The 24,109-nt window shown below is 69.6% G+C and carries 19 protein-coding genes, 1 tRNA gene and 1 pseudogene; 12 read left to right on the top strand and 9 right to left on the bottom strand.

Annotation, left to right across the window (positions count from 1 at the left end):
* The first annotated feature begins 296 nt into the window (after positions 1-296).
* Complete coding sequence (locus OG299_RS19230) at positions 297-1,160, top strand: helix-turn-helix domain-containing protein (protein ID WP_327362105.1); 864 nt, start codon at positions 297-299, stop codon at positions 1,158-1,160.
* A gap of 238 nt (positions 1,161-1,398) precedes the next feature.
* Here OG299_RS19230 and OG299_RS19225 read toward each other — a convergent pair whose 3' ends face one another.
* Positions 1,399-3,111 carry an ice-binding family protein gene (locus OG299_RS19225; protein ID WP_327362104.1) on the bottom strand — a complete coding sequence of 571 codons (1,713 nt, stop codon included), beginning with the start codon at positions 3,109-3,111 and terminating at the stop codon, positions 1,399-1,401.
* A gap of 843 nt (positions 3,112-3,954) precedes the next feature.
* On the opposite strand from OG299_RS19225, the pseudogene OG299_RS19220 reads away from it, so the two are divergent.
* Positions 3,955-4,110: pseudogene (locus tag OG299_RS19220) on the top strand (DUF5994 family protein); the annotation flags it as partial.
* Between the two features lie 21 nt (positions 4,111-4,131).
* Here the strand turns inward: OG299_RS19220 and OG299_RS19215 are convergent.
* Entirely contained in the window at positions 4,132-4,335 is a 204-nt protein-coding gene (locus OG299_RS19215) for a hypothetical protein (RefSeq protein WP_266627221.1), read from the bottom strand.
* Positions 4,336-4,495: 160 nt separating this feature from the next.
* On the opposite strand from OG299_RS19215, the gene OG299_RS19210 reads away from it, so the two are divergent.
* Positions 4,496-4,669 carry a hypothetical protein gene (locus OG299_RS19210; RefSeq protein WP_266627220.1) on the top strand — a complete coding sequence of 58 codons (174 nt, stop codon included), beginning with the start codon at positions 4,496-4,498 and terminating at the stop codon, positions 4,667-4,669.
* A gap of 97 nt (positions 4,670-4,766) precedes the next feature.
* Here the strand turns inward: OG299_RS19210 and OG299_RS19205 are convergent, their stop codons facing one another.
* The 3 genes from OG299_RS19205 to OG299_RS19195 form a co-directional block, all read right to left on the bottom strand.
* Positions 4,767-6,479 (bottom strand): glycerol-3-phosphate dehydrogenase/oxidase, encoded by a 1,713-nt coding sequence (locus tag OG299_RS19205; RefSeq protein WP_327362103.1) that lies wholly within the window; start codon positions 6,477-6,479, stop codon positions 4,767-4,769.
* A gap of 48 nt (positions 6,480-6,527) precedes the next feature.
* On the bottom strand, positions 6,528-8,045 hold the full coding sequence (gene glpK / locus OG299_RS19200) for a glycerol kinase GlpK (protein ID WP_327362102.1): 1,518 nt from the start codon (positions 8,043-8,045) through the stop codon (positions 6,528-6,530).
* A gap of 108 nt (positions 8,046-8,153) precedes the next feature.
* A complete protein-coding gene (locus tag OG299_RS19195) occupies positions 8,154-9,002 on the bottom strand; it encodes an MIP/aquaporin family protein (protein ID WP_327362101.1) in 849 nt (282 codons plus the stop codon).
* Between the two features lie 236 nt (positions 9,003-9,238).
* Here OG299_RS19195 and dhaK point away from each other — a divergent pair, with 236 nt between their 5' ends.
* From dhaK to OG299_RS19175, 4 genes are all read left to right on the top strand, one after another.
* Positions 9,239-10,246 (top strand): dihydroxyacetone kinase subunit DhaK, encoded by a 1,008-nt coding sequence (gene dhaK / locus OG299_RS19190; RefSeq protein WP_266627216.1) that lies wholly within the window; start codon positions 9,239-9,241, stop codon positions 10,244-10,246.
* Between the two features lie 617 nt (positions 10,247-10,863).
* Positions 10,864-11,130 carry a hypothetical protein gene (locus tag OG299_RS19185; protein ID WP_266627212.1) on the top strand — a complete coding sequence of 89 codons (267 nt, stop codon included), beginning with the start codon at positions 10,864-10,866 and terminating at the stop codon, positions 11,128-11,130.
* Complete coding sequence (locus OG299_RS19180) at positions 11,127-11,495, top strand: hypothetical protein (RefSeq protein ID WP_327362100.1); 369 nt, start codon at positions 11,127-11,129, stop codon at positions 11,493-11,495. The genes OG299_RS19185 and OG299_RS19180 overlap by 4 nt, the downstream gene beginning before the upstream one ends.
* Positions 11,496-12,534: 1,039 nt before the next feature.
* Entirely contained in the window at positions 12,535-13,011 is a 477-nt protein-coding gene (locus OG299_RS19175; protein WP_266627208.1) for a cupin domain-containing protein, read from the top strand.
* Between the two features lie 709 nt (positions 13,012-13,720).
* On the opposite strand, the gene OG299_RS19170 is transcribed toward OG299_RS19175, so the two are convergent.
* Positions 13,721-13,794 (bottom strand) — tRNA-Gly (locus OG299_RS19170).
* Positions 13,795-14,275: 481 nt separating this feature from the next.
* Between OG299_RS19170 and dcd the strand changes: the two genes are divergently transcribed.
* Positions 14,276-14,863 carry a dCTP deaminase gene (gene dcd, locus OG299_RS19165; protein WP_266627206.1) on the top strand — a complete coding sequence of 196 codons (588 nt, stop codon included), beginning with the start codon at positions 14,276-14,278 and terminating at the stop codon, positions 14,861-14,863.
* The gene (locus OG299_RS19160) at positions 14,860-15,360 is read left to right on the top strand and encodes a phosphoribosyltransferase (RefSeq protein ID WP_030304218.1); all 501 of its coding nucleotides are present in this window, start codon (positions 14,860-14,862) and stop codon (positions 15,358-15,360) included. The genes dcd and OG299_RS19160 overlap by 4 nt, the downstream gene beginning before the upstream one ends.
* Positions 15,361-15,415: 55 nt before the next feature.
* Here the strand turns inward: OG299_RS19160 and OG299_RS19155 are convergent, their stop codons facing one another.
* A complete protein-coding gene (locus OG299_RS19155; protein WP_266627202.1) occupies positions 15,416-16,327 on the bottom strand; it encodes a Yip1 family protein in 912 nt (303 codons plus the stop codon).
* 274 nt (positions 16,328-16,601) lie between these two features.
* Between OG299_RS19155 and OG299_RS19150 the strand changes: the two genes are divergently transcribed.
* A complete protein-coding gene (locus OG299_RS19150; protein WP_327362099.1) occupies positions 16,602-17,504 on the top strand; it encodes a hypothetical protein in 903 nt (300 codons plus the stop codon).
* Positions 17,505-17,652: 148 nt separating this feature from the next.
* Here OG299_RS19150 and OG299_RS19145 read toward each other — a convergent pair whose 3' ends face one another.
* Together OG299_RS19145 and OG299_RS19140 are read right to left on the bottom strand one after the other, a co-directional pair.
* Positions 17,653-20,463, bottom strand: a complete 2,811-nt coding sequence (locus tag OG299_RS19145) for a heterodisulfide reductase-related iron-sulfur binding cluster (protein ID WP_327362098.1) — start codon at positions 20,461-20,463, stop codon at positions 17,653-17,655.
* 110 nt (positions 20,464-20,573) lie between these two features.
* Complete coding sequence (locus OG299_RS19140) at positions 20,574-21,131, bottom strand: sugar transferase (RefSeq protein WP_327362097.1); 558 nt, start codon at positions 21,129-21,131, stop codon at positions 20,574-20,576.
* 429 nt (positions 21,132-21,560) lie between these two features.
* Between OG299_RS19140 and dnaK the strand changes: the two genes are divergently transcribed.
* Entirely contained in the window at positions 21,561-23,414 is a 1,854-nt protein-coding gene (dnaK, locus tag OG299_RS19135; protein ID WP_327362096.1) for a molecular chaperone DnaK, read from the top strand.
* Positions 23,414-24,082, top strand: coding sequence for a nucleotide exchange factor GrpE (gene grpE, locus OG299_RS19130; protein WP_266627194.1), 669 nt, complete (start codon positions 23,414-23,416; stop codon positions 24,080-24,082). Before dnaK ends, grpE begins: the two co-directional genes overlap by 1 nt.
* The last annotated feature ends 27 nt before the right edge of the window (positions 24,083-24,109 follow it).

The raw sequence follows: 24,109 nt of genomic DNA, 5'->3' as shown, positions 1-24,109 counted from the left end.
TTTCGCCCGAGGGGCCGACTGCCCGGAGGCGGGTCTGGGGGCGATCTCTCCTGGCTGGCATATTGCGCAAAGCGCGATCTGTCATTCGCGTCGATGAAAAGCAGCATAAAGATATTTGGGTTCTAGTTATTCGGACCAAAAAATATGGCCAGTCGGGTGATAATAAATGCGAACCGAGACCGCCATTCGCCCGGCGCCAATCGTCGTGCGCGACACGTAGCTAAAGCGGAGCCGGCGGGCCCGGTCGTGGCAATCTGCTCGCCTGTGCAAAGTTTTCGAGCGGAGGTGCGCGTCCTGTGAGCGCCACTGTCAATCCCACCGTCAGCAGGCGCCGACTGGGGTCGGAGCTGCGTCGGCTCCGGGAGATCAGCGGTATGACGACACAGCAGGTGACGGAGCGCCTGCTGATCTCCCAGCCCAAGATCAGCCTGCTGGAGAACGGCCGCCGTCTCATCAAGCCGCGCGATGTGCGCGATCTCTGCGCGCTGTACGGAGTTCAGGACCAGCGGCGGGTCGACCATCTGATGCAGCTGGCCAGGGAATCGGGTCAGCAGGGCTGGTGGAACTCCTACGGCGACATTCCGCACGGCGCCTACATCGGTCTGGAGGCCGAGGCGGCCGCGATCCGGCTCTACGAGCCGCTGGTGATCCCCGGCCTGCTGCAGACCCCCGCCTATGCCCGGGCGGTCATTGCAGGAACGATCCCTCATGTCACCCCCGAACAGGCCGCCGCACACCTCCAGGTGCGGCTGCGGCGCCAGGACCGGCTGGGAGCCCCGCGGAACCCGCTGCGCTTATGGGCCGTACTGGACGAATCGGCGCTGCGGCGCGTCGTGGGCAGCCGCGAGGTCATGCGCAAGCAGCTGGACCATCTGATCCACCTCGGTGCCCAGCCGCACATCACCATGCAGGTTCTCCCTCACGGTGTGGGTGCGCACCCGGGTGTCTCAGGACAGTTCTCGCTGCTCGAGTTCGCCGACGCCACCGATGCAAGCGTGGTGTATCTGGAAAGGCTCACCAGCGACCTCTATCTGGAGAAACGTTCCGACGTGCGGCTCTACGGAGATCTGTATGCGCACTTGCAGGCTCAGGCGCTGAGCCCGGACAGTACCCGGCATTTCATCGACGAAGTCATGAAGGCGTACGCCGGCCAGGGATGACGTGAGGGCCGATCTCGGAACTGATCACTCGCGAGCGCCACTGAGCCCCTGGACGATGTGTCCAGGGGCTCAGCCGCCGAACGGCGGACGGGACGTCCTACGTGCTTGACCGAGCTTCAGCCCCTGCCGCCGACCCGTAAGCAGCAGTCGGTGACGGGAGTGCGGAGCGTTGGCCGATCCGGCCGAGTGCTCGAGACCCGAAGGGTCAGGGGCGTGACGCGGTCAAGTCTGCGATGGGCTAGTCCTGTCGGGTTGTCGTACCTCGCCGGATTCTCTTCATGGTGAAGAGGACCGAGCCTCCGACGAATGCCAGCGCTGCTGCAGAGGCGGCCATGATGCCGGTCCCGCTGCTTGAGCCGGCCCCCGCCGGCTGCTGGCCGGTGGCGGCGCTCACGTGGGCGAAGTTGACGCTCTTGGCCGCGTGGCGGGGACCCTCGTCGCCGGGATCAGCGTCTTGGCCGTTCGGCAGGAAGTCGGCCCACGGCGGCTTGCCCTCGTCGTGGTCGTCCTGACCGTTCCCGTTCTCGCCCTTGTCGTGGTCGCCGTCCTCGTCCTTGTCGTGGTCGTCGCGGCCGTTTTCGCCCTTGTCCTTGTCCTTGTCGTGGTGGCCGTTCCCGCCCTTGTCCTTGTCCTTGTCCTTGTCCTTGTCCTTGTCGTGGCCGTGGTGCCCCTTCTCGCCCTTGTCACCGCGAGGCCCCTTGGGTCCCTTGGGTCCCTTGGGTCCGACAGGTCCTGCGGGTCCTGCGGGTCCCGTCGGGCCGGGAGCACCGGGGGCGCCGGGGCTGCCCGTCGGGCCGGGGGCGCCGGGGGATCCGGGAGCGCCGGGGGCGCCGGGGCTGCCGGTCGGGCCGGGGGCACCGGGGGCGCCGGGGGATCCGGGAGCGCCAGGGGCGCCGGGGGCGCCGGGGCTGCCGGTCGGGCCGGGGGCACCGGGGGCACCGGGGGCACCGGGGGCGCCGGGGGATCCGGGAGCACCGGGGGCGCCGGGGGATCCGGGAGCGCCGGGAGCGCCGGGGGCGCCGGGGCTGCCGGTCGGGCCGGGGGCACCGGGGGCACCGGGGGCACCGGGAGCGCCGGGGGCGCCGGTCGGGCCGGGGGCACCGGGAGCGCCAGGGGCGCCGGGGGCGCCAGGGCTGCCGGTCGGGCCGGGGGCGCCAGGGGCACCGGGAGCGCCAGGGGCGCCCGTCGGGCCGGGGGCACCGGTCGGGCCGGGGGCACCGGTCGGGCCGGGGGCACCGGTCGGGCCGGGGGCACCGGTCGGGCCGGGGCTGCCGGTCGGGCCGGGGCTGCCGGTCGGGCCGGGAGGACCGCTCGGACCGGGAGGACCAACGGCGCAGGTCGGCCTCGTAATGGTGTTGTTGTCCATCGTGACCGCGGCCTCACGCGCCAGGGCGCGGCCTTCGATCACGGCGCTGTTGTTCAGCGTGATGGACTGCATGGCCAGGATGGTGCCCTTGAACTGGGTGGTCGTGCCGAGGGTGGCGGAGCTGCCCACCTGCCAGAACACGTTGCAGGCATTTGCTCCGTTGATGAAGGCCACGGAACTCGACGAAGCCGTGGTCAGGGTCGAGGGGATCCGGAAGATGAAGACGGAGTTGGGGTCGCCCTCGCCGTCGAGGGTGACCGTCCCGGTGAGTTGCAGGGACGGCGGGGACGCCGGGGCCGTGTAGACGCCGGGTGCCAGCGTCAGTCCGCCGATCTCGTCCGAAGCGAGAATGGTCCCGGGCCCCCGGCCTGCCGCGTCGTCGTAGGCGACGACGAGGTCGGACTTCGCCTGAGCGGCGGCGGCGTTGGGGGCTACGCGCGTCACTCCGTTGACGATGCCGGGCGGGAAGCCGGTCACCGATGTGCCCGGATAGAGGCCCAGGTCGCCGTTGATGACGGAGGGGTTCGTGTTGGTGACCGTCGAACCGGCCAGGACCCCGTAACTGGCGGTGGTCCCCAGCAACACGGGGGCTTCTGCGGCGTGGGCGAGGGTCGGGACCAGGGCGGCCGACGCCAGGAGCGCTGCGGGGAGCAGTACAAAGGCTCCCCGTTTGAGCAGATTGCGTTGAGGGCTTGTGTCGGGTGGAGCCGACCGGATGACATCCAATGCCATAGCAGGACCTTTCTTGTTGCTTCGATCCTCAGTCCTCCCGAAGGAGGGTTCCGAGCGCCCGCGACGATGACTGCTCAGGGCCGCAAGCTCCCTACCTGCGTCGGCGCGCAGGCTCACCCTGAGCAGGGGGACCCGCAGAACGACTCCCTGTCAGGGGTGGTGATGCGCCGTCACCCGGCAGTATTCACGCATATTTCACAGCAATAGACCACAAATCGGAAAAAAGGGGCTGCATGAGTGACGCAGCGTCAGGAAGGCAGATGTATCGCACGTCCGTGCGAATCGGTTGCGTGGTCACAGTGGGGAGCACGCGCGGACAGGCTGGATCTGATCCGCTTGACGTGCGAGATCAGCGGCTCAGGTCCCGAGGCCGTCGACCCGGCGGACGCGACGGGGGGCCGGCGGTGAAGGCGAGGCGCCGGCCGCGCTGCGATCAGAAGTCCGTGCACTTCGCAGTCACCGAGGCCGGGCGTCCGCTGCTGCCGCACCGCTGAACCGGCGGGCATCCGTGGGCGACCACGGCCCGCGGGGCCAAGTCCGAAGTCTCGCGCAGACGGCATGCGTTGGTGGGCCCGACCTCATGGCAGCGCGCTGCCCGGGGGCGGTGCGGCGCACTCGCTGCACCTGCCGCGGGTGGTAGGCCTGCCCAAGTAGCCGACGGAGGTCTAGGCAATAGAGAAGGCCCAGGTCTGTGACCTGGGCCTTCTTTCAAGACCGGATGACGGGAGCCGTGGCGGCCCTCCAGGGCTCCTGGACGGTGCGTGGTGGCCGCGCACCCGCGACATCGGAACCGATCTTCCGGCGCTGATCAGCGTGTTGACGGGGCATCTCGGGCCGATCACCCGGCCGGGTTCCGGGCGTGTGGTGCGCTGGTCAGAGCCCCTCGTCGTGCAGGTCCTCTTCGCGCAGCAGGTCGTCCTCGCGGCGGCGCGAGGTCTCCTTCTGGCCGGGCTTCTGTCCCTTCTCACGGGACTGCTTGCCCGGCTGGGGCTGCGCGGGGTCTCCGGGGCGGCGATGCTGTTCCTGCGCCTCGCGGCCCTTGCCCGACTCCTGACGCTTGTCCTGCGAACCGTCCATGACGGCGACTCCTCTTGATGCGTGGGGTACGGATTCCTCTCGGATCACGCTGACACGCACGGCGACGGTCTGCATCATGTCGGCTGCGAAGCGAGGCACACGGATGACGCCCATCCCCTCTGTCGGCCGCTGCTTACCAACGGAGGCATGGGCCGTCGAGGTGGCCATTGCCCGACACCCGGAGACCGCCGCCCGGCTCCGCGCGCTTGAGGCCCGCGCCGGAGAGGTCACCGACCTTGGCGAGGCTCGGGACGTCGCCGCCGAGATCAGCCGCATCCGCAACTCCGCCGCCGCCGAGGCCGGCCTCCGTACCGCCGGCGAGGCCGCCCGGTGACCGATGACCGTTGGGTGTGGGAAAGGGCATGGTCGGGGCACGGACGCGTCGCCGCTACCCGGCGTCCGCCGTGGCGGCCCCCCCGGCGTGCGGCCGTTCAGCTCACCGGGATGATGTCGGGGGCGCCGAGCCGCACCGCGTCGGCGGTCCGGTCGTCCGGCTGCTGCTGGGCCTCGCGCTCGGCGGCCACGCGCTTGAGGTAGTGGTCGACCTCGCGGTCCTGGTGCGCCCGGTCCCATCCCAGGTGGGGCGCCATCAGCTGGGATACGGTCGGCGCCGCGTCCACCCCGCGGTCCCAGGACTCGATGGAGATCCGGGTGCGCCGGGCGAGGACATCCTCCAAGTGGCGAGCTCCCTCGTGGGTCACGGCGTACACGGCCTCGACCCTCAGGTAGTCGTCGGAGCTCGGCAGTGCCTCGCCGAGTGCGGGGTCGGCCGCCACCAGGGCGAGCAGTTCGGGCGCCAGGGAGCCGTAGCGGTTCAGGAGGTGCTCGATGCGCGCGACATGGAGCCCGGAGCGCCCGGCGAGCCGGTGCCGCGAGTTCCACAGAGCCGGATAGCCGTCGGCGCCCAGCAGCGGAACGCGGTGCGTGATGCAGTCGGGGACCTTCTCGTCCAGGCCTCGGACGGCCTCGTCGACCGCGTCCTTGGCCATCACCCGGTACGTGGTGTACTTGCCGCCCGCCACCACGACGAGTCCGGGTACCGGATGGGCGACGAGGTGCTCCCGGGACAGCTTGCTGGTCTCCGCCGCCTCGCCGGACAGCAGGGGGCGCAGGCCGGCGTAGACGCCCTCGACGTCCTCGGGGACCAGTGGGGTGGCCAGGACGCTGTTGACGTGTTCCAGCAGGTAGGTGACGTCCTTGGAGCTGAGCGCGGGGTGGGCTTTGTCGAGCGTCCAGTCCGTGTCGGTGGTCCCGATGATCCAGTGCCGGCCCCAGGGGATGACGAACAGCACGCTCTTCTCGGTGCGCAGGATCAGACCGGTGCGGGAGTTGATGCGGTCACGGGGGACGAGCAGGTGGACGCCCTTGGAGGCGCGGACGTGGAACTGGCCGCGGGTGCCGGCCATGGCCTGGGTGTCGTCCGTCCACACCCCGGTCGCGTTGATGACCTGCTTGGCCCGCACCTCCGTCTCCGCGCCGCTCTCCAGGTCCGTGACCACGGCGCCGACCACCCGCTCGCCCTGCCGCAGGAAGCGGCTGACGCGGGTCCGGTTGGTGGCCAGCACCCCGTACGAGGCGGCCGTACGGGCGAGGAACAGGGTGTGCCGGGCGTCGTCGACCTGGGCGTCCCAGTACTGGATGGCTCCCACCAGGGTGTCGGAGCGCAGCGCGGGCGCCTCGCGCAAGGCCCGATGCTTGCTCAGGTGGCGGTGGACGGGCAGGCCGCCGGAGTTGCCGGAGGCCCTGGCCATCGCGTCGTACAGCAGCACGCCGCTGCCGACGTACGGGCGCTCCGCGAGGCGGTGTTGCAGGGGATAGAGGAACGGCACCGGACGCACCAGGTGGGGGGCGAGGTACCGGAGCAGGAGGCCCCGTTCCTTGAGGGCTTCGGCGACGAGGCGGAAGTCGAGCATCTCCAGGTAACGCAGGCCGCCGTGGATGAGTTTGCTGGAGCGGCTGGACGTGCCCGAGGCCCAGTCGCGGGCTTCGACGAGTCCGACGCTCAGGCCCCGGGTGGCGGCGTCCAGGGCGGCTCCGCTGCCGACGACGCCGCCTCCGACGACGAGGACGTCGAGTTCGCCCCGTCCCATGTCGGCGAGGGACTGCGTGCGGGCTTGGGGTGAGAGGGCCACCGGATCGACCATGGTCTCCTCCTCAGTGCTGTGGGCACGCGTGGCCGGATCGGCCGGAACCTATTCGACCTTGGCCCAGTCGAGCGTGCGCTCCACCGCCCGCTTCCAGCCCTCGTACCCTTCCGTGCGCCGTTCCTCCGACCACTCGGGCGCCCAGCGCTTGGACTCCTGCCAGTGGGTGCGCAGTTCGTCCGTGTCGCGCCAGAAGCCGGTGGCGAGCCCGGCCGCGTAGGCGGCGCCGAGCGCGGTCGTCTCGGCGACGACCGGACGGCTGACCGGTACGCCGAGGACGTCGGCCTGGGTCTGCATGCACAGGTCGTTGGCCGTGACTCCGCCGTCGACCTTGAGCACGTCGAGGTGGACACCGGAGTCCTGCTCCATGGCTTCCACCACGTCGCGGGTCTGGTAGCAGATGGCCTCCAGAGTGGCCCGCGCCAGGTGGCCGTTGTCGTGGTAGCGGGCCAGACCGACGATCGCGCCGCGGGCGTCGGAGCGCCAGTACGGGGCGAACAGGCCGGAGAAGGCGGGGACGAAGTAGATGCCGCCGCTGTCCTCGACCGTGCGGGCCAGACGTTCGCTCTCGGCGGCGTCACCGATGATCTTCAGCTGGTCGCGCAGCCATTGCACGGCGGAGCCGGTGACCGCGATGGATCCTTCGAGGGCGTAGATCGCGGGGCTGTCGCCGAACTGGTACGCCACGGTGGTCAGGAGGCCGTGCTGCGAGCGGACCAGTTCCGTCCCGGTGTTGAGCACCAGGAAGTTGCCGGTTCCGTACGTGTTCTTCGCCTCGCCGGGCGCGTAGCAGACCTGCCCGACGGTGGCCGCCTGCTGGTCGCCGAGGACACCGGTGATGGGAATGGCCTCGCGCAGCGGCCGGGAGGTGCGGGTCCGTCCGTACGCCTCCGGGTGGGAGGACGGGTTGATGGTGGGCAGCATGGCCCGGGGTACGCCGAAGAAGCCGAGCAGTTCGTCGTCCCAGTCGAGGGTCTCCAGGTCCATGAGCATGGTGCGGCTGGCGTTGGTGACGTCGGTGGCGTGGACGCCGCCATCGGGTCCGCCGGTGAGGTTCCACAGCACCCAGCAGTCGGTGTTGCCGAAGAGGGCATGGCCCTGCTCGGCGGCCTCCCGCACGCCGTCGACGTTCTCCAGGATCCATTGGATCTTGCCGCCGGAGAAGTAGGTGGCCGGTGGCAGCCCCGCTTTGCGGCGGATGATGTCGCCTTGGCCGCCGCGCTCCAGTGCCGCGGCGATGGAGTCGGTACGGGTGTCCTGCCAGACGATGGCGTTGTAGTACGGGCGGCCGGTGCGGGGGTCCCAGACGACGGTCGTCTCGCGCTGGTTGGTGATGCCGACGGCCGCCAGGTCGGAGGCGTCGAGGTTTCCGTGCCGCAGGGCGTTCTGGATCACCGAGTTGGTGCGTTCCCAGATCTCCACCGGGTCGTGTTCGACCCACCCCGAGCGCGGGAGGATCTGGGAGTGCTCCAGCTGGTGCCGCGCCACCTCGTTGCCGGCGTGGTCGAAGATCATGAAACGGGTGCTCGTGGTCCCCTGGTCCACTGCGCCGACGAAGTCAGCCATGGGGTGCCGCCTCCTCTTGGGATGCCGTGTGTGGGGGCTGTCCGTCCGGGACGGGACGGACGGGACGAACCGACGTGCCGTGCCGTGTTCCGCCCGCCCCGGATCCGGTCAGCTCTCCTCCGGTGCCGGTACGCGTCCGGGAGGCTCCGGTTCGGCGGTCGGCAGGAACCGGCCGATGAGGAGCTTGTAGATACCCGCACCCAGCACACCGCCGATGAACGGGCCGATGATCGGCACCCAGAAGTAGAAGTTGCCGTACTGATCTCTCCATGCCCCGCCGTACCCGGTGAGGAAGCTGGCCAGCCGGGGGCCGAGGTCACGGGCCGGGTTGATCGCGTACCCGGCGTTGGTGCCCCACGCCATGCCGATGGCCACGACGATCAGGCCGACGATGAACGGGGCCAGGTTGGCGCCGGGAGGCGTGCCCAGCAGGTCCGTGACCGCGAAGATCAGCATCAGCAGGATCGCGGTGCCGATGATCTGGTCGCGCAGTGCGCCCCACTCGGTCACCGGCAGGTTGGTGTTTCCGTTGGCCGGGAGCGTGGAGAAGACGCCCTGCGTCTTGATGGTGTGACCGGGGTCGGCCTTGGCCAGCGCCTCGGTGTAGTTCCAGCGGACGATCAGGGCCGCCACGAAGGCTCCGGCGAGCTGGGCCAGCGCGTAGGGGGCGACCCTCTTCCACGGGAATCCCTTGAAGGTCGCGAGGGCGACGGTCACCGCGGGATTGAGGTGGGCGCCGCTCAGCCTTGCCGCGACGTAGACGCCCAGGGTCACGCCGAGACCCCAGGCCCAGGCGATGCTGTCGTGGTTTCCGAGGCCGCCCGCGGGGTCCGTCAGGGCTCCGCCGGCGACCACCTGGGCCACGACACCACAGCCGAAGAGGATGAGGATCATGGTGCCGGCGAATTCGGCAGAGAGTTCGCCGATCAGCCCATGCGCTTTGAGGCGCTCCTTCATGGGTGCCCGCTTCCCGCCGGTCCGAAGACCGGCATTCGACTGCCCCGAGCCCCCCGGTTCAGCGTAAGACGGGTCGCCCGTACCGGAAAGGCGAGGGCGGTCCGGTCCCGCGGAGGCCGGTGCCCGCTTCGGATTCCCGGTCCTCCTCCGAGGCGGCCGACCGAGCTCTCGCGGATGTCCGCGGCGTGGCAGCACACTGTTCGTATGGATCGCCGGCCCCGACCGGGAGGCACACGATGAAGATGCTGATCAACAGTCCGCAGACCGTGGTCGCCGACGCCCTCCGGGGGCTGGCCGCAGCCCACCCGGACCTGGACGTGGACGCCGAGGCCCGGGTCGTCGTACGGCGGGACGCGCGGCAGGGCGGGCGGGTCGGTCTCGTCTCCGGCGGCGGCTCCGGACACGAGCCCTTGCACGCGGGCTTCGTCGGACCCGGAATGCTGTCCGCCGCCTGCCCGGGCGAAGTGTTCACTTCCCCCGTGCCCGACCAGATGGTGCGGGCGGCCAAGGCCGTGGACTCCGGCCAGGGGGTGCTGTTCGTCGTCAAGAACTACACCGGGGACGTGCTGAACTTCGACATGGCCGCCGAGCTCGCCGAGGAGGACGGCATTCGGGTCGAGCGGGTGCTGGTCAACGACGACGTCGCCGTGACCGACAGCCTCTACACCGCCGGGCGCCGGGGGACGGGGGCCACGCTCTTCGTCGAGAAGATCGCCGGGGCGGCGGCGGAGGAGGGCGCTCCCCTGGAGCAGGTCGCCGCCATCGCCCGGCGGGTCAACGAGGCCTCGGGCAGCTTCGGCGTGGCGCTGAGCGCCTGCACCACGCCCGCCAAGGGCAGTCCCACCTTCGATCTGCCGGACGGCGAGCTCGAGCTGGGCATCGGGATCCACGGGGAGCCGGGCCGGGAGCGGCGCCCGATGATGTCGGCGGGGGAGATCGCGGAGGTCGCGGTGGGCTCCGTGCTGGACGACATGGCGAACGCGACCCCGACCGCCGACGGGCCGGTACTGGCCCTGGTGAACGGGATGGGCGCGACGCCGTTGCTGGAGCTGTACGGATTCCACGCGGAGGTGGCCCGGGTGCTGGCGGCACGGGGCGTACAGGTGGCCCGGACCCTTGTGGGGAACTACGTCACCTCGCTGGACATGGCGGGGTGCTCGGTGACGCTGTGCCGGGCCGACGAGGAAATGCTGCGGCTGTGGGACGCGCCGGTGCAGACGGCAGCGCTGCGCTGGGGCCGCTGACCCCCCAGGCGGTCTCCCGCGGCGCATCCGCCGGGAGCCGGACACGGGCTCCGACCGGTGTGCCGGATCTTCTGTCGAACGGCGGGCGCCCGCCCGCGTGTCGGACGCGGCGCGTCTTTCCTGTCGCTCCAAGGGCGGGGGCCGGAGCCCGTCGTCGCGAACTGGCGGGCCTGGGTGGGCGGTTACGTGCCCGGCTTTGTGCCGCGATGCGAGACGCCCTCACGTTCGCGTGGTGCACGGCCCGCGAAAGGCCCTCCGAGCAGGGCATTCCTGCGAGTTGGCGTGCGCGGAGGGCGCTGCGAGGCTGAATGGGTCTAGACAACGAAGAAGGACCAGGTCGCTGACCTGGGCCTTCTTGCAAGAGCGGATGACGGGAATCGAACCCGCGCTATAAGCTTGGGAATCCCCCGGCACTCAAGGGCCTGCACAGCCTCTGACCTGCTGAGATGGTGGCCAGGAGTGGCGCAGGAGCGGCCCCGTCGAGCCCTCTGGTGACCGCTGCTTACCGCCTCTACCGGCACGTTGTGGCACGGCCGGCGGCTTCGCATGGCTCCTGTCTGTCCTCCAGCGGGAGAGCCCCATAGCGTCAAGTCACGGTGACGGTTTATGCTCGGGTTGTGCGAGCCGAGAGTGAACCCCTGACCGACGACGAGAAGACCGACCTGGACGACGCCCTCAAGGCCGTCCGCCGGGCCGAGCAGGCCCTTGCGCGGGCGCAGGCGCACCTCAATCGCACGGTGGGCCGGATCGGCTCCGCCGACCGCTACGGGCAGAAGGCTGCGGCAGGCCGCCGCGTCGGCTGGTCCCGCCAGCACGTCACCACCCTTGCCAACGCCTACCGTGCGGGCGAACTTGACCAGGAGGAGAGGACCGAAGCCGCATGAGCACCGCGCCCCAGCCGTCCGCTGTCCCACAGCCGCCCACCCAGCCCGAGGCGATCCGCGCCGCCCTCGCCCAGGTGGCCCCGCAGCTGCTCGCCGACTTCGACCGCGACCGCGCAGCCAGCACCGCCCGCGCGCGCGCCGACGTTTCCGCCATTCCCCTCCGCACCTTCACGGAGGCGTGGGCTGTTGAGGTGGCCATTGCCCGACACCCGGAGACCGCCGCCCGACTCCACGTGCTTGAGGCCCGCGCCGGAGAGGTCGCCGACCTCGGCGAGGCCCGTGACATCGCCGCCGAGATCAGCCGCATCCGCAACGCCGCCGCCGCCGAGGCCGGCCTTCGTACCGCTGGCGAGGCCGCCCGGTGACCGACGACCGTTGGGTGAAAGGCCCAGGTCGCTGACCTGGGGCTTCTTGCAAGAGCGGATGACGGGAATCGAACCCGCGCTACACGCTTGGGAATCTATGGCGCGCGGTGACACATACGGCTTCTGACCTGCCGTTTCTTGTTCCGGCGGCCTCCACCCGGACTGCCTCTGGGTACCGGTTCTGACCGCTGATCACCGCCCCGAAGGGCACGGATGGGGCACACCCTCCATGATGGTGGCCCAGATCGGCGGCCGAAGCCCCGCAACTCAGCGGCTCACGGCAGTCTCCCGCTCCATGCGTGTCAGCTTCTCGGGGTTGCACACGGTGTAGAGCCCGGTGATGAGACCGTCGTCGATCCGCATCGCCACGATCATGTCGATCTCCCCGTCGATGCGCGTGATCAGAGCCGGGGGCCGTTGACCTGTGCCGGTTCCACCGTCACCTGGGGGCCGAGAAGCTGGTGAAGGGGACACGCGAGCTGATCAACTGGATCGCCGGGCAGGCCACACTGACCGATATCCGCCTCAACTCGCCCGTGCGGCGCGTCGTCCAGACCGACGGCGGAGTACGGAACGAGCGCAGCCAGTCCGATGCCACGTCCAGAGATCGCGCGCCGCTCAGCGAGGCTTCAGCATCTTTGGACCAGCACCGCCTTGGGGCGGGTACGTTGCCCTCATGGCCTGTCCAGGGACGCTGCCCCTGCCATATCGCGGCAACCGTCCGCCCGCCCCGAGCGTGTCGACTGCCGCGGAATCCAACCAAGCTCTACCAGTGACCTGGGTCTGAGGTTTGGCGTTAGGTCGGCAGGAGTCGTCCTGGTCCGAAGAGTCCGCCATTGTCGGTAACCGATGCCCAGCGGGCTGTGCTGGAGGGCTGGGTGCGTCGTCGTACTACGGCCCAGGCTCCGGCTCAGCGGTCGCGGATCGTGCTGGAGTGCGCGGACGGGCACTCGATCATGGAGGTGTCGCGTCGGCGCCTGGCCGGCAAGCCAGACGAGCCTAGGGACCGCGTACCGCCTTCGTCGACCGGGAGAGAAGTATGACCATCAAGGACATCGGGCCGGAACCTCAAAGCTTCGACCTCGAGAAGGCGACGCTCGAGAATACCAACTATCGCGCGGTCGCCTGGTCTGGGAAGTACCTTCAGCTGACCCTCATGTCGATCCCGGTGGGTGAGGACATCGGCTTGGAGGCGCACCCGGAGACTGACCAGTTCCTACGACTGGACGCAGGCCGGGGCCGCGTCCAGATGGGCCGCACGAAGGATCGACTCGACTTCGACCGGGAGGTCGAGGATGGCTGGGCCATCTTCGTGCCCGCCGGCACTTGGCACAACGTCACCAACATCGGTGACGAGACCCTGCAGCTCTACGCCGTGTACGCGCCGGTCCACCATGCGTCGGGCAAGATCCATGCGACAGCTGCCGCCGCTGAGCGCGACGAGCACTCGGGCAACGACGAGCCGGCAAGGTGGTCGGTCCAACCTGCCCAGCAGCCATCGGACGAGCACGCCTGACCAGCGGGGGCTTATCGCGACCGTAGTTCCTGGCCCCGAGGTGAGCCGGGAGAATCACGATCTTCCCTCCCACCTGTACGCCCGGGCTATCGCTGGTTCAGAGAATCCGAGGTCCTGATCGGCGCCGGCATCCATGCGGCGTCGCTTGTTGATCCTTTCCCGCTCCGGCAGTCTGTCCGTCCTGAGTGTGGACAGCGGGGGTGGTGGCCCCAGCGGTGGCCATGGTGGCGGTGAGGGAGGGGCATCGGCAGCCCAGGGTGCTGTCACGGTGGGCCTGGGGCACCGGCGGTCGGGGTCGGCCAGGGCCGCAGGGGGATCGTGTCAGGAGCAGGCCGTGCGGCGTTTGGTGGCCCCAGTGGCCGTGCGTGCTGGATGGCTGCGAGGGGGATTGAGGATCCCAAGTACCGTGCGGGCAACCGGGAGATCATGTTGCCCAGCTTCGTTCTTCTCGACGTCCGCCGGCACCTGGAGTGGTTCGCGCAGGACGGGCCCGATGGCCCCGTCTTCGGCCCGTGACGCGGTCGCTATGTCGGAGGAGTTCCGCGTCGGCCGATCGGGATCCGAGACGCATCGACGTGGGGTGGCCGAGAGTGACTGTTCGGCTCCAATCCGACGCCCCGTTGCGGCACTTGTGGCACGCGAATGACAGGCAGGCGTGAGAGGTCTAGACAACAAACAAGCCCCAGATCTGTGACCTGGGGCTTTGTCGTGGAGCGGATGACGGGAATCGAACCCGCGCTATAAGCTTGGGAAGCTCATGTTCTACCATTAAACTACATCCGCATAACGTTCCAGTTGCCTGGATCGGTAGCGTTGCTCACTCTACCCCATGATCGACCCCCGGTGAATCGACCGCGGGGTCGTCGTCATGTGTGGGGTGCACCGAGGGTCGTGGGGGCGGGAGTTGGGGCGTACCGTACAGGTGCGCAGCGGTGCTCGAGGGCCGCTGGAGTGGCGGCTGGAGCAGGTCGCGATCATCCCCTAATGTGGCGATTCGTCGCAGTACAGCAGGTTGGGGAAAGGGACTCGATGGAGAACACCGTCGTCCGTTGTGCCGAAGGGCACGTTTTCAGTACCGCTTCGTTCCCGCTGCAGCACCTCGGTGCCGGCCGGATCGGGCCCGGGCGGCTGCTGCGGTGCCCGCGGTGTGCGCGGCTGAGGCATGCCGTGCCGGTCGGTGCGGCCGTCAAGCGATAGTCCGACAGACGCGCGGGCGCCCGCTCTCGATTGCGGGAGGCCCGCGCGCACTGCGTATCCTCGGGACGTGCTTCTCTCAGACAAAGACATCCGGGCCGAGATCGACAGCGGACGGGTTCGCATCGACCCGTTCGAGGAATCGATGGTGCAGCCCTCCAGCATCGATGTACGTCTCGACCGCTTCTTCCGGGTGTTCGAGAACCACCGCTACGCCCACATCGATCCGGCGGTCGAGCAGCCCGACCTGACGCGGATGGTCGAGCCGGAGGGCGACGAGGCCTTCATCCTGCACCCGGGGGAGTTCGTACTCGCCTCGACGTACGAGGTCATCTCGCTGCCCGAGGACATCGCCTCCAGGCTGGAGGGGAAGTCCAGCCTGGGCCGCCTGGGGCTGGTGACGCATTCGACCGCCGGGTTCATCGACCCCGGGTTCTCGGGGCACGTCACGCTCGAGCTGTCGAACCTCGCCACCCTCCCGATCAAGCTGTGGCCCGGGATGAAGATCGGGCAGCTGTGCATGTTCCGGCTCAGCTCGCCCGCCGAGTTCCCGTACGGGAGCGAGCGGTACGGATCGCGGTACCAGGGCCAGCGCGGCCCGACGGCCTCGCGCTCCTTCCAGAACTTCCACCGCACCCAGGTGAGGCACGAGGCATGAGCGACGCAGTACGCGAGAACCTGAACTACGAGGGCTTCGGACGCGCCGTCCGCGAGCTCGCGCAGACCATCGCCGACGACGGCTACGAGCCCGACATCATCCTGAGCATCGCCCGCGGCGGCGTCTTCGTCGCCGGCGGTCTGGCGTACGCGCTCGACTGCAAGAACATCCACCTCGTGAACGTGGAGTTCTACACGGGTGTCGGCACCACGCTGGAGATGCCGGTCATGCTGGCGCCCGTGCCCGAGGCGATCGACTTCACCGACAAGAAGGTCCTCATCGCCGATGACGTGGCCGACACCGGGAAGACGCTGAAGCTCGTCCACGACTTCTGCCTGGGGCACGTCGCCGAGGTCCGGTCCGCCGTGATCTACGAGAAGTCGCACTCGCTCGTGAAGTGCGAGTACGTGTGGAAGAAGACCGACGAGTGGATCAACTTCCCGTGGTCGGTCGAGCCGCCCGTCGTGAAGCGTGAGGGTCAGGTTCTCGACGCCTGAGTTCTTGGAGGGGCCCCGGTGCTTTGCGCCGGGGCCCCTTCGCGCACCCGGTTGCCTACAGGGTGCCCAGCTTGATGATCGACAGCAGTGCGACCAGCTGGATCGAGGAAGCGCCCAGCGCCTTCGGCCACGGCAGGTCGTGCGACTTGCTGACGAGCGAGGTGAACAGGGCGCCGGCCGCCAGCCAGGTGACCCAGCCCAGCACCTGCACGAACATGTTGTCGCCGCCCAGGAACACGGCGAAGAGCAGGCGCGGCGCGTCCGTGATGGACATGACCAGCATCGACAGGCCCACGGTCGGCTGCCACGCGCCATCGCCGCTCAGCTGGCGGGCCAGGGTGTGCGTGACGCCGCCCAGGATCAGCCCGCAGATGACGAAGGCCACGCCCGCGCTGAGGACGATCGGGACGGCGTTGGCGAGGGTGGCGCCCATGACGTCCTTGCGGGCGTCGTCGAGGCCGAACACCGCGAGCAGGCCGTACAGGAACGTCACGATCAGCGCCGGGCCCCAGACGGCGTGGTCGCGCATCTGCAGGAACGTCGGCCCCGGCTGCATCACGATGCCGCGGAGCAGTTCCTTCCACGGCAGCCGCGGGCCCGTCGGCGCGGCCGCCGCTGCGCCCGCGTGGTACGTCGCGCCCTGGCTGTACGGGTCCTCGCCGTACGCGAAGACCTGGGTGTGCCCCGGGTTGTCGTTCGCGTACGAGCCGCCGCCCGTGCCTCCCTGGCCGTACGGGGGCTGCTGCTGGCCTTGGGGAGGCGGCTGCTGCTGTCCGTACGGGTCGAAGTACTCGGGCTCGCCATGGCCTCCGGCGGCGGGCTGCTGAGGCCACTGCTGCTGGGGAGGGTAGGGCTGCTGGCCGTACGGCGCCTGCTGCGGTTGCTGCTGACCGTACGGCTGCTGCCGCGGGGGTTGTTGGGGAGCGCGGTTGTTGTCCCTGCCGCGTCCGATCCTGAATCCAGCCACGTGATCGAACGTACCTGGTCCCGAGAGCGGTGGTGGGCGGGCCGCCGGAATAAGCACCCTTTGCGGCTGACCTGTGACATCCCCTAGGGGAACCCCGGGGGGCTGTCCCCACTGCGGAGGAGGGCTGCGAATTGTCGGGTTTACATAGTTGCGTGGGAGTGTGTGGCGCTTCGTTACATTGCCTACGGATTACGTAGATGTCGGGTCCGTAGCTTCGAGTCTGTCGCCGACAAGCCATGAGTAGGTGGCACCGAGCTACGAGAAGAGCCCCCACATGCGCAGCACTCGCCGCACCACCCTTCGTACCGCCGCCGTCCTCGCCGGCGCGGCCACCGTTCTGGCCGTCCCGGTCGGGTCCGCGTTCGCGGACTCGCCGTCCGCGCCGGGGCCGGAGGTTCTGCCTGGGGTCGAACAGCCCGCGACGGACCCGACGGGTCCGGTTCCTCCGGCGGTCACGCCGGAGAAGCCGGAGAAGCCGGCCCGGGCCTTTGTGACCACGGTCAAGCTCGCGGACGGGTCGACCGCCAAGGTCTACAAGATCGGCGCCGACCACTACGAGGCCGAGATATTCGCCGACCCCACGAAGCTGGACACGCTGGTCAGCAAGGGGGGCTCCGCGACGTACGGGCAGAGCAACGGGCTGCACGTCGTCCTGCAGCCGAACGGGACCGTGACCTCGTGGGTGGACGGTGCGCACAAGCCGAAGCCCGAGGTCAAGAAGGAGAGCTCCGTCCGGATCGCCATGCCGGACGGGCGGATCGCGAAGCTGGTCGACGGCCCGAAGGGCAAGCGCGTCGAGATCTCGATGCCGAACGGGAACCGGCTCGGGACGGTCGACCTGTCGCACCCGAGCGCGCAGAACGACGGGTGGACGTACCGGATCGTCCAGGACGGGAAGCGCGTGAAGTTCGTCGTCATCGACGGGAAGGGCGGCGGGAGCAGCTGGGTGTACGGATTCGACGGGAAGCTGATCGAGAAGTACACGGCGCAGACCCCGAAGAAGAGCGGGGTGGGTGGGGAGCGTGTGGTCCCGAAGGGGGGCGTGAAGGCCGGGGCGGAGGGGCTCTCGACGGGTGACGCGCCGATGCCGGTTGCCGCCGGCGGGGGGATGGCTGCCGTGGGGGCGGCGGGGCTGGGCTTCGCGCTGCTGAAGCGGGGCCGCGCCGACCAGTCCTGACGGGGCGGGGGCCGGGGCGGCAGCATGCGCGGCTCCGCCGCGTGGGGGGCTGCGCCCCCGGGCACCCAGGCCCCCGGCCCCCGGGCCCCCGAACGGCCGGTCCCCTGAGTGGGGACCGGCCGTTCCGGCGTCGCGTTGTCCGGACGGACTACTTGGCGTTGCCGCCTTCGGCCGACGCCTTCGGCTCGGCCCCGGCAGCCCCCGCCGCCGGCTTCGCCTCGGCACCAGCCGCCGGCTCGGCACCAGCCGCCGGCTCGGCACCGGTCGCGGGCTGGGCCTCGGCCTCCGGCTCGCCCTTGGCCTGCGCTTCGGCGCCGGCCTCCGGCTCGGCCTTGACCTCTGCCTCTGCGGCGTCGGTCTCGGGCTGCGTCTCGACCGTGGCTTCCGCTTCGGCGGCGGCTTCCGGCTCGGCCTTCGCGTCCGCCTCTGCGTCAGGCTTTGCAGCGGCCGGCTCGGGCTTGGCCTCCGGCTCGGCGTCTGCCTTTGCCGCAGCTTCGGCGTCGGCCTCCGCCTTGGCCGGAGCCTCGGTCTCGGCCTGGGCAGCAGCCTCCTCCGCCTCGGCTTCTGCGGCGGCCGCAGCCTCGGCCTTGGCCGCAGCCTCCGCCTTGGCCTTCGCGGCGGCCTCTGCCTCCGCCTTGGCCTTCGCGGCGGCTTCCGCCTCCGCCTTCGCCTTCGCGGCGGCCTCGGCTTCCGCCTCCGCCGCCTGTTCGGCGGCCAGGGCCTCGGCGGCCAGTTCTTCCTCCGTCGGGGCCGGGGCCTTCACCGACTCCAGGAGGAGCTGGGCCACGTCCACGACCTGGATGGATTCCTTGGCCTGGCCGTCGTTCTTCTTGCCGTTGACCGAGTCCGTCAGCATCACCAGGCAGAACGGGCAGGCCGTCGAGACGATGTCCGGGTTCAGGGACAGGGCCTCGTCGACGCGCTCGTTGTTGATGCGCTTGCCGATCCGCTCTTCCATCCACATCCGGGCGCCACCGGCGCCGCAGCAGAAGCCCCGCTCCTTGTGGCGGTGCATCTCCTGCTGGCGCAGCCCCGGCACGGCGGACATGATCTCGCGCGGCGGCGTGTAGACCTTGTTGTGCCGGCCCAGGTAGCAGGGGTCGTGGTACGTGATCAGGCCGTCCACCGGCGTGACCGGCGTCAGCCGGCCCTCGTCGATCAGGTGCTGGAGCAGCTGCGTGTGGTGGATGACCTCGTACTCGCCGCCCAGCTGCGGGTACTCGTTCGCGATGGTGTTGAAGCAGTGCGGGCAGGTCGAGACGATCCGCTTCGCCGACTTCGGCTTCTTCGTCGACGGGTCGTCGTCGTCCTCGCCGAAGGCCATGTTCAGCATGGCCACGTTCTCCTGGGCCAGCTGCTGGAACAGCGGCTCGTTGCCCAGGCGGCGCGGGGAGTCACCGGTGCACTTCTCGTCGCCGCCCATGATCGCGAACTTGACGCCCGCGATGTTCAGCAGCTCCGCGAAGGCCTTCGTCGTCTTCTTCGCGCGGTCCTCGAGAGCGCCCGCGCAGCCGACCCAGTACAGGTAGTCGTACTCGGAGAGGTCCTCGGCGTCCTTGCCGACGATCGGGACCTCGAAGTCGACCTCCTTGGTCCACTCCACGCGCTGCTTCTTGGCCAGACCCCAGGGGTTGCCCTTCTTCTCCAGGTTCTTGAGCATCGTGCCCGCCTCCGACGGGAACGCGCTCTCGATCATCACCTGGTAGCGCCGCATGTCGACGATGTGGTCGATGTGCTCGATGTCGACCGGGCACTGCTCCACGCACGCACCGCAGGTCGTGCAGGACCACAGCACGTCCGGGTCGATGACGCCGTTCTCCTCGGCCGTGCCGATGAGCGGGCGCTCCGCCTCCGCCAGCGCCGCCGCCGGAACGTCCTTCAGCTGCTCCGCCGTGGCCTTCTCGTTGCCCTCCATGTCCTTGCCGCCACCCGCGAGCAGGTACGGGGCCTTGGCATGCGCGTGGTCGCGCAGCGACATGATCAGGAGCTTCGGCGACAGGGGCTTGCCGGTGTTCCACGCCGGGCACTGCGACTGGCAGCGGCCGCACTCCGTGCACGTGGAGAAGTCGAGGATGCCCTTCCAGGAGAACTGCTCGACCTGGGAGACGCCGAAGACGTCGTCCTCGCCCGGCTCCTCGAAGTCGATCTCCTTGCCGCCGCTCGTCATCGGCTGGAGCGCGCCCAGCGCGGTCGCGCCGTCGGCGTTGCGCTTGAACCAGATGTTCGGGAAGCCGAGGAAGCGGTGCCAGGCCACACCCATGTTGGTGTTGAGCGAGACGACGATCATCCAGATCAGCGAGACGCCGATCTTGATCATCGCGGTGAAGTAGATGGCGTTCTGCAGGGTGCCGAGCGAGAGGTTCTGGAAGACCAGGACCAGCGGGTACGAGGCGAAGTACGCCGGCTCGTACGAGTCCACGTGGTGGATCGCGCCCTCGAGCCCGCGCAGCGTCAGGATCGCGAGGCCGATGGTGAGGATCACGTACTCGACGAAGTACGCCTGCCAGGCCTTGGAGCCCGTGAAGCGCGACTTGCGGCCCGCCCGGGACGGCAGCGACAGCAGGCGGATGACGATCAGCACGGCGATGCCGAGGATCGTCATGACGCCGATGAACTCGATGTACAGCTCGAACGGCAGGAAGCCGCCGACGATCGGCAGCACCCAGTCGGCCTGGAAGAGCTGGCCGTACGCCTGCAGCAGCGTCGGCGGCAGCGTCAGGAAGCCGATCGCGACGAACCAGTGCGCGAAGCCGACGATGCCCCAGCGGTTCATCCGGCTGTGGCCGAGGAACTCCCGGACCAGGGTGAGCGTTCGTGCCTTCGGGTCGTCCGTACGGCTGCCAGCCGGTACGGGCTGTCCGAGCTTCACGAAGCGGTAGATCTGCGCCACGGCTCGGGCGAGCAGCGCGACGCCGACCACGGTCAGGACCAGCGACACGATGATCGCGGCGAGTTGCATGGGAGGGCTCCTCGGGCGGGACTTACTAAGCGGTAACTTATTGAGTCAAGGCTTGAGGTTACCCAGTTCCCGCGCCGCAATGTAGGTGGGCGAGCGGTGATCTGTGTCGCTCAGGCATGCCTCGGTCGGCACCGCTGTCGGTAGGCCGCCCGAGGGGTCTGAGCCAGGATCGCGAGATCCATCCCCAGCCAATGGCTCTCCACATAGTGCCGGTCCAGCAGGGCCATCTCCTCCCAGGGGAGGTCGGATCGTGCGCTGACCTGCCACAAACCGGTCATTCCGGGCCGTACGAGGAGCCGGTCGGCCCGGTCCGTACGCGCCTGCGCGCGCGGCCCGACCAGTGACATCTCTCCGCGGAGCACGTTCAGCACTTGCGGGATCCCGTCCAGGGCGCACCGCTCCACGGCCGCGCCGAGCCGGCCCGCCGCGTCCGTACGCAGCCGCCAGGTCCGAAACGGCCGCCCGGCCAGCCCGGCCGCCGGCTCCCGTACGAAGACCCGGCCGCCCTGGGCTGCGTACAGCAGGGCGGCGACGAACAGCAGCGGCGCCGCGAAGACCCCGAGCAGCACCACGGCCCCGAGGAGGTCGGCCACCCGCTTCGCCGAGAGGTCCGGGCGGTGCCGGAACGGGAGCGGGGAGGGGTGCGGATTCGCGGGTCGCCGTCGCACGAGGCGCCGGATCGGGGGGAACGTGAGCGGCGGCAGCGGCATGGGGGCACCCTGCATGCGCCTGCGGCGGTTTCCGTGATGCCGCGCAGCGGACCGCCCCGGCATCGCCCGCTCGGCCCCCTGGTGCGGCCCCGCCGAAACCCCTCCGCGACTCCTCCGCGACCCCTGCGGCCTACCCCCGACCGGGCGGCTTCGAGTGGTTCTGCAGCGCTTCCGGACCACCCCGCCTGCCCGCCCCCGTGGGGCGTTTCCGCAGGTGGGGCCCACTGTCGCCGGTCGCCCCGCGGCTGCGTCAAGCCGCTCGCCAAGCCTGAGTGAGCGTAAGGCGAGGATAAAAGTTGAGCCATGCAGACTCACCTCTGTTGACGCCGGAGCGGCGTTACGGCATGGTTGAGTCTGTTCCACTCAAGTCAGCTGGAGGAAATCAAAATGGCACGTGCGGTCGGCATCGACCTGGGCACCACTAACTCCGTCGTCAGCGTTCTGGAAGGCGGCGAGCCCACCGTCATCACCAACGCCGAGGGCGCCAGGACCACGCCGTCCGTCGTCGCCTTCGCCAAGAACGGCGAGGTCCTCGTCGGCGAGGTGGCCAAGCGCCAGGCGGTCACGAACGTGGACCGCACCATCCGCTCCGTCAAGCGCCACATGGGCACTGACTGGAAGATCAACCTGGATGGCAAGGACTTCAACCCGCAGCAGATGAGCGCCTTCATCCTGCAGAAGCTGAAGCGCGACGCCGAGGCCTACCTGGGTGAGAAGGTCACGGACGCGGTCATCACCGTCCCGGCCTACTTCAACGACTCCGAGCGTCAGGCGACGAAGGAAGCCGGTGAGATCGCGGGTCTGAACGTCCTGCGCATCGTCAACGAGCCGACCGCCGCCGCCCTGGCCTACGGCCTGGACAAGGACGACCAGACCATTCTCGTCTTCGACCTCGGTGGCGGCACCTTCGACGTGTCGCTGCTCGAGATCGGCGACGGCGTCGTCGAGGTCAAGGCCACCAACGGTGACAACCACCTCGGTGGTGACGACTGGGACCAGCGCGTCGTCGACTACCTGGTGAAGCAGTTCGCCAACGGCCACGGCGTGGACCTCTCCAAGGACAAGATGGCGCTCCAGCGCCTGCGCGAGGCCGCCGAGAAGGCGAAGATCGAGCTGTCCTCCTCCACGGAGACCACGATCAACCTGCCCTACATCACGGCTTCCGCCGAGGGCCCGCTGCACCTGGACGAGAAGCTCACGCGCGCCCAGTTCCAGCAGCTGACCGCGGACCTGCTGGACCGCTGCAAGACCCCGTTCCACAACGTCATCAAGGACGCCGGCATCGCGCTGTCCGAGATCGACCACGTGGTCCTGGTCGGCGGCTCCACCCGCATGCCGGCCGTCGCCGAGCTCGTCAAGGAGCTGACCGGCGGTCAGGACGCGAACAAGGGCGTCAACCCGGACGAGGTCGTCGCCATCGGCGCGACCCTCCAGGCCGGTGTCCTCAAGGGTGAGGTCAAGGACGTCCTGCTCCTCGACGTGACCCCGCTGTCCCTCGGCATCGAGACCAAGGGCGGCATCATGACCAAGCTCATCGAGCGCAACACCACGATCCCGACCAAGCGGTCCGAGATCTTCACGACGGCCGAGGACAACCAGCCGTCCGTGCAGATCCAGGTCTACCAGGGCGAGCGCGAGATCGCGGCGTACAACAAGAAGCTCGGCATGTTCGAGCTGACCGGCCTGCCCCCGGCCCCGCGTGGCGTCCCGCAGATCGAGGTCTCCTTCGACATCGACGCGAACGGCATCATGCACGTCACGGCCAAGGACCTTGGCACGGGCAAGGAGCAGAAGATGACCGTCACCGGCGGCTCCTCGCTCGGCAAGGACGAGGTCGACCGCATGCGCCAGGAGGCGGAGCAGTACGCGGACGAGGACTTGCGCCGCAAGGAGGCGGCCGAGTCCCGCAACCAGGGCGAGCAGCTCGTCTACCAGACGGAGAAGTTCGTCAAGGACAACGAGGACAAGGTCCCGGCCGAGGTCAAGACCGAGGTCGAGGCCGCCGTCGCCGAGCTGAAGGAAAAGCTCAAGGGCGAGGACACCGCCGAGATCCGCACCGCGACCGAGAAGCTCGCCGCGGTCAGCCAGAAGCTCGGCCAGGCCATCTACGCCGACGCGCAGGCCGCCCAAGGCGCAGCCGGTGCCGGTGACGCCGGTCAGGCCGGAGCCGCGGACGCCGCCGACGACGTCGTCGACGCCGAGATCGTGGACGAGGACAAGCCGAAGGGCGGCGCTGCCTGATGTCGGAGGAGACCCCGGGTTTCGACGAGAAGCCCGAAGTCCCCGCCGGCGCCACGCCTGACGACGCCGAGCCGAAGGCCGCAGCTTCCTCCGAGGAGGAGGCCGCGGCCCCGGCCGGGGACTCCGGAGCGCCGTCTTCTCAGGAGACGGCTCTCCTGGCGCAGCTGGACCAGACCCGTACCGCGCTCGGCGAGCGCACTGCGGACCTCCAGCGGCTCCAGGCGGAGTACCAGAACTACCGCCGCCGGGTGGAGCGGGACCGGATCGCCGTCAAGGAGATCGCGGTCGCGTCCCTCCTGACGGAGCTGCTCCCGACCCTGGACGACATCGGCCGGGCGCGGGACCATGGCGAGCTGGTCGGCGGCTTCAAGTCGGTGGCCGAATCGCTGGAGACCGCCGCGGCCAAGATGGGGCTGCAGCAGTTCGGCAAGGAGGGCGAGCCCTTCGACCCGACGATCCACGAGGCCCTGATGCACTCGTACGCGCCGGACGTCACCGAGACGACCTGCGTGGCGATCCTGCAGCCGGGGTACCGGATCGGCGAGCGTACGATCCGCCCCGCGCGGGTCGCGGTGGCCGAGCCCCAGCCCGGGGCCGCCCCCAAGTCCGAGTCCGCGGACGGCGACACGCCTTCGGACAAGGACGCGGATGCCCCCGACAAGGGCTGACGCAGCAACCGTAGAGGCACGAGAGGA

This window comes from Streptomyces sp. NBC_01296 (genome assembly GCF_035984415.1).
In the GTDB taxonomy this organism is placed as follows: Bacteria; Actinomycetota; Actinomycetes; order Streptomycetales; family Streptomycetaceae; genus Streptomyces.
The sequence above is the reverse complement of the archived record's forward strand: the minus strand, read 5'-3'. Positions and strand labels throughout refer to the sequence as shown.